Source organism: Streptomyces atratus (genome assembly GCF_900119365.1).
GTDB lineage: Bacteria > Actinomycetota > Actinomycetes > Streptomycetales > Streptomycetaceae > Streptomyces > Streptomyces atratus_B.
In genome coordinates, this window is sequence record NZ_FPJO01000076.1 from 1 (window position 1) to 5380 (window position 5380).

Here is a 5380-nt window from a genome sequence, read left to right on the forward strand (position 1 = left end):
AGCATCCCGTATCCGAAGCGGGACCAGACGCCGACGATCGCGAGCGCGGGCAGCACCAGCACGTCGTCGGAGAGCCAGGAGCCCTCGGACATCCCGAACCAGCTCATCAGGGTGGACCACGGCCCACCGGTCGAGAAGATCCAGACGAACACGGTGGCGGCCAGCACCAGCGAGGTGACGACCGGCAGGAAGAACACCGAACGGAAGAACTTGGCGCCGCGGAACGCGCGGCGGGTGATCAGCGCCAGGGACACCGAGGCGATCAGCGTGCCCGGCACCGCGAGCACGGTGTAGAGGACCGTGACCTTCAGCGCCTGCCAGAACAGCGGGTCGTCCCAGAGGCGGGTGAAGTTGTCCAGCCCGATGAAGCTGCCGCCGCCCGTGAGCGTGTAGTCGGTGAAGCTCATCAGCACTCCGGCGATGCCCGGACCGAACCGGAACGCCAGGAAGAGCAGGAAGCAGGGGAGGACGAAGAGCAGGCCGATCCGGGCCTCGCGGCGCGCCTGCGGCCCGCTGCGACGGCCCCGGCGGGTTGGTTCCGCGACGACTGCCACGGTGACCTCCTCTGTGCGGGGTGCGGGGTGCGGGGAGCAGGGAGCGGGGAGCGGTGGTCCCCCCGTCCGCCGGGCGTGTGGTTCGGCGGACGGGCGGGGGCGCCGGTGTCAGCGACCGAGCAGCGGACCGGCCGCCTTGGCAGCGTCGTCGAGGGCCTGCCGGGGAGACTTCTTGCCGAGCATCGCGGCCTGGATCTCCGGGGCGAGGACGCCCATCACCTCACGGGACTTCTCCTCCAGCGGCCCGACCTCCATGGCCGGGAGTGTGTCGGCGACGGCGGTGAGGATCTTGTCGTCGGGATAGAGGTTCCCGGCGGAGGTGCGGGCCGGGAAGGTACCGGACTGCTTCTCCAGCCCGGCGGCGTTCTTTGCCTCGGCGACGAACGAGATCCACTCTCCAGCCGCCTTGACGTCGGCCCCCTTGAGCATGGACAGCGCGCCGACGGTGCCGTAGCCGACCGACTTCGCGTCCTTCAGCGGCGGCTGGACGACGATGTTCTCCTTGCCCCAGAACGGCTCGACGTCCGCCGGGGTGTTCTGCCAGGTGCAGGCGATCTTGCCCTTGGCGGTCGGGGTCTGCTCCAGCTTGGGCGTGGTGGTGACCAGGTCCTTGTCGGTGTAGCCGCCGTCGACGAGCTTCTTCAGGTATGTCAGCGCCTTGACGCCGGCCGCGTCGTTGAAGGTGACGTTCTTGCCGTCCTCGGAGAACACGTCTCCGCCGGCCTGCCACAGCAGCGGGTAGAAGGTCATGTTCAGGGTCTGCTGGGTGTCACCGCTGTAGCTGGTGGCGTAGTACCCCTTCTCCTTCAGCTTCGGGGCCAGCGCCTCCAGCTCCGCCCAGCTCGTCGGGTAGTTCTTCTCGCCGATCGCGGCGAACACCCGCTTGTCGCAGATCAGCGGGTTGGCGCTGGTCAGGATCGGGGTGCCGAGGGCCTTGCCGTCGACCGTGACGGACTTCAGCGCGAAGTCCGTGTAGTCCGACTTGGCGTCGGCCGGCATGTAGTCGTCGGCCGGGACGATGTTCTTGGCGTACTTCGGCAGCTGGTCCGGGATCAGGTAGACCGCGTCCGGGCCCTTGCCGGAGGCGATCGCGGTGGCCAGCGCGGTGTCGCGGTTGGCCCACGGGAAGGTCTCCACCTTCACCTTGACGCCCGAGTGCTCCTTCTCGAACGCCTTGACCAGGCCGTCCCAGTACGCCTTGTTCTTGGCCTCGTCGAAGATGACCGGGTAGGTCCACATGGTGACGGTGTTGTCGTCGCTGCCGCTGCCGGAACAGCCGGCCAGCACACCGGCGGCGAGCGCGGTCGCCACCACGGGGGCGGCCACGGCACGGACTCTGGAACGGCGGGTGAGGAGACGGGACATGAGGTGGTCCTCCGAGGACGTGAGGGTGGGGCCGGGAAGAGAGGGAGTCACTGCGCCGGGACCGTCTGGACGGTGCCGGTGTGCCGGGCACGTTCGGCGGCGAACGCCGCGAGATGACTGCCGAGCGAGGTGGCGGGACCGGAGCGGACCGCTCCGGCGTCACCCGTGGCGACGGCGGTGACGAACGCGTCGACGAGCGCGGCGTCCCCGCCACCGTGCCCGTCCGCCGCGTTCGAACCGGAGGCGCCGAGTTCATGGACGGTGGACTCGCCGGTCCGGAAGTCCTGCACCGTGACCCGCTCGCCGTCGCCGATCAGCCAGCCGTGCGAGCCGAAGATCCGGGTCTGGCGGTGCGTCTGCTCGGTGAATGCCACCATCTGGAAGGTGGCGGTCACCCCGTCCGTCAGCTGCATGGCGAGGACCTGGTGGTCGACCACGTCGTTGTCGCCGCGGTACGCGCAGACGCCGTACGGGCCCTCGCGCAGCGCCTGCACGAGACCGGCCTCGTCGGTCGCCTCGGTGACATGGGTGACCGGCCAGACCGCGCCCTTCTCGCGCAGCGTCGGCATGTAGAGCTTCAGCGCGCTGTACGGGCAGTCGGACTCGACCGCACAGTCGAGGCAGCGCCCGGCGGAACCGGCCGGGGCGTTCTCGGGCCGGAAGTGCTTCAGCCCGCCGAAGCTGGAGACCTGCTCGATCCGGCCGCCCATCACGTACGTGATCCAGTCCAGGTCGTGGCAGGACTTGGCGAGCAGCATCGGCGAGGAGTCCTTCTCGCTGCGCCACGGCCCGCGCACATAGCTGTGGGCGTAGTGCCACCAGCCGACCGGCTCCAGATGGTCGAGGGAGACCAGCTCACCGAGCACGCCGGAGTCCACGACCTCCTTCACCAGGTCGGTGTACGGGGTGTACCGCATGACATGGCACACCGCGAACAGGACCCCGGCCCGCTCCACGCCCTCGACGATCCGCCGGGTCTCCTCCTCGGTCGGGGCGAGGGGCTTCTCGGCGAGGATCGCGTAGCCGGCCTCGGCCAGCGCCAGCACCGGCTCCACATGGAAGCGGTCCTGGGTGGCGACGACGACGGCGTCGGCGATGCGGTTCTCGACCAGCGGCCGCCAGTCGTCGAACTCGACGGGTGCGCCGGCGGCGGCCCGCGCCGCGGGGCGCGGATCGGCGACGGCGACGAGCTCGGCGCGCTCGGGGTGCGCCTTGATCCACTCGGCGTACGTCAGACCGCGGTTGCCGGCGCCGACGAGCGCGACCCGTACGGGCCGGCCGGTGATCGGGGTATGCGTGGACACGGGAATCCCTGGTGCTCGATGGGGGTGGTCAGATGCGCAGCGTGGCCGCGGTGTGGGCGACGCGGCCGCCCTCGTCCGGCAGCGCGGTGCGCTCGGTGCCGTCCTCGACGCAGCCGGTGTGCAGCAGGTGGCTGTCGCCGGTGAACGCCGCGGGCCGCAGTTCGAGCCGGCCGCCGGTGAAGGTGGAGCCGGTGGCCCGGTAGCGGTTGGGGCCCTCGGTGACCAGCACATGGGCGGTGCCCTTGGGCGCGGCCGAGTCGAGGCCGGTGAGCTGCCAGTCGACGGTCCGTCCGGAGCCGGTGCGGGCGAGCAGGGCGCCGTCCTTGTTGGTGCCGCTCAGCCGGGTTCCGTCGACGCGCAGTCGCTGGTCCTTCGCCGAGGTCAGCTTCAGCCCGGTGTCGCGGAGTTCGCCGCCGAGCACGGTGATGTCGGTGTGCGCGAGCGAGACCGGGGCGGTGTCCTCGGAGCCGGTCAGCGTGCACTGGTCCAGGGTGAGCGGGCCGGTGCCGTTGAGGACCGCGCCGTCGACGCCCTTCAGGGTGGAGCGCTGGAGGGTGAGCGGGGCGGTGACGTTGGCCTGGGTGATCTCCGCGCCCGCCGCGAACGCGAACGAGGAGTCGGCGATCACATTGGGGCGGGCGGAGAGGTCGGAGGCCCGGGAGACGATCAGCGGACCGGTGGCCGTACAGCCGCGCATCTGCACACCGTCGGCGTTGACCCAGAGCATTCCGGAGCCGGCGAGCGACTTCTTGCCGATGACCAGGACGTCCTCCAGGGTCAGATCGGTGATCTTGACCCGGGCCACGAACCAGGAGCAGGCGTGCCGGCGTACGGTGATCCGCTTGGCCCTGCCGCCCCAGGCGGCACCGGAGTTGGCGAAGGTCATCAGCCCGGAGTTGCCGGTGTAGACGAGGTCGTGCTCGAACTGACCGTGGGTCACGAACGGGCCCTCGTCGTCACCGTCGCCGTGGCAGTTGGTGACGTAGCAGTAGGCGGAGGCCGTGAAGTCGTTGAGGTGGCGGGCGTTGGAGGTGTGACAGTCCTCCACGTGCCCGTACAGGCAGTAGATCTGCTGGGTGAGGTAGCCCGCGCCGCCGTAGGTGACGGACTTCGGGTTGGTCAGCGAGCACTGCTCGGTGCGGTAGTACGTGCACCAGCGGCGCATCACGACCGGCCAGAAGGTGCCGATGGCCTCGATCCCGGAGACGTCGCAGCGCACCGCGTACTCGTACGCGACCGGGTGCGAGCCGGTCATCTCGTCCTCGCCCCAGCCCTCGAAGACCATGTTGCGGACGTGGGCGCGGTCGACGGGCTCGACGCGGGTCCAGGTCAGCTTGCGGCCAGCGGCCAGGTCCCAGCCGATCTGGTAGTTGACCCGGATGCGGGTGGAGTCGACGACATCGGTGACCTGGACGAGACGCTGGATCTCCTTCTCGTACTTCCCCGCCAGGGCGTTGATCTCCACGGCCCACCACTGGCCGACGGCGAACTCGGACGAGTCGCCGACCTCGAAGAGGTCCGAGAGGTCCGGCATCGCCGCGCTCAGGGTGTGCTCGACGGTGGTGTCGGTGACGGTGCCGCGGAAGGAGAGGACGGCGCCGAAGGGGTTGTCGTGGGTGTTCTTCTCGATGTTCTCGGTGCGTATGCGGTGGCCGCCGAAGTCGAGTTCGATGTTCGAGCGGTTGAAGAGGTGGCGTTGGGTGAACAGGAGGTCGGTGTGGCCCTCGATGCGGTGGACGCTGGTGTCGGCGATCATGGCGTCGAGGGCGGCGTCGGCGGGGGTCTTCGCGTCGAAGTGGCCGAAGGTGCGGAAGTCGAGGGTTCCGGTGTGGAGCTGGTGCCAGCGGCCGGTGGTGTTCTTGCCCGTGGGGGCGATGACGGTGCCGCCGTTGTGGGCGGTGTCGGACTTCTTGTCCCAGCGCACGGCCATGGTGCCGCCGTCGCCGGGGGTGTGGTAGCCGGCGATCAGGACCTGGGTGCCGTCGTCGAGCGGCTTGGTGTTCAGCGCGCGCAGTGCGGCGACGGTGTCGACCCGGAGCACATCACCGGTGTGCGAGGGCGCGGCCTGGGCGGAGCCGGCGGCCACGGCCGAGCCGGCCATGACCAGACCGGCCAGACCCGAAGCCCGCAACAGATTCCGGCGGGACGAGGCGGAGG

4 protein-coding genes are annotated in these 5380 nt (G+C 70.1%); all 4 read right to left on the reverse strand.

Features of this window, described 5'->3' with window-relative positions:
• Positions 1-554, reverse strand: a 554-nt coding sequence (locus tag BT364_RS38655; protein WP_143166634.1) for a carbohydrate ABC transporter permease, incomplete at its 3' end; no start/stop codon positions are given.
• A gap of 108 nt (positions 555-662) precedes the next feature.
• The gene (locus tag BT364_RS38660) at positions 663-1919 is read right to left on the reverse strand and encodes an extracellular solute-binding protein (protein WP_072489793.1); all 1257 of its coding nucleotides are present in this window, start codon (positions 1917-1919) and stop codon (positions 663-665) included.
• 47 nt (positions 1920-1966) lie between these two features.
• Entirely contained in the window at positions 1967-3223 is a 1257-nt protein-coding gene (locus BT364_RS38665) for a Gfo/Idh/MocA family protein (RefSeq protein WP_072489794.1), read from the reverse strand.
• 28 nt (positions 3224-3251) lie between these two features.
• Positions 3252-5324: a peptidase C14 gene (locus BT364_RS38670; protein ID WP_256260431.1), complete on the reverse strand. Its 2073-nt coding sequence runs from the start codon at positions 5322-5324 to the stop codon at positions 3252-3254.
• Positions 5325-5380: the final 56 nt, after the last annotated feature.

Excerpts from the sequence above, each read along its gene's own strand:
- BT364_RS38660 (WP_072489793.1), bottom strand. The coding sequence starts at position 1,919 with ATGTCCCGTCTCCTCACCCGCCGTTCCAGAGTCCGTGCCGTGGCCGCC.
- BT364_RS38670 (WP_256260431.1), bottom strand. The coding sequence starts at position 5,324 with ATGGCCGGCTCGGCCGTGGCCGCCGGCTCCGCCCAGGCCGCGCCCTCG.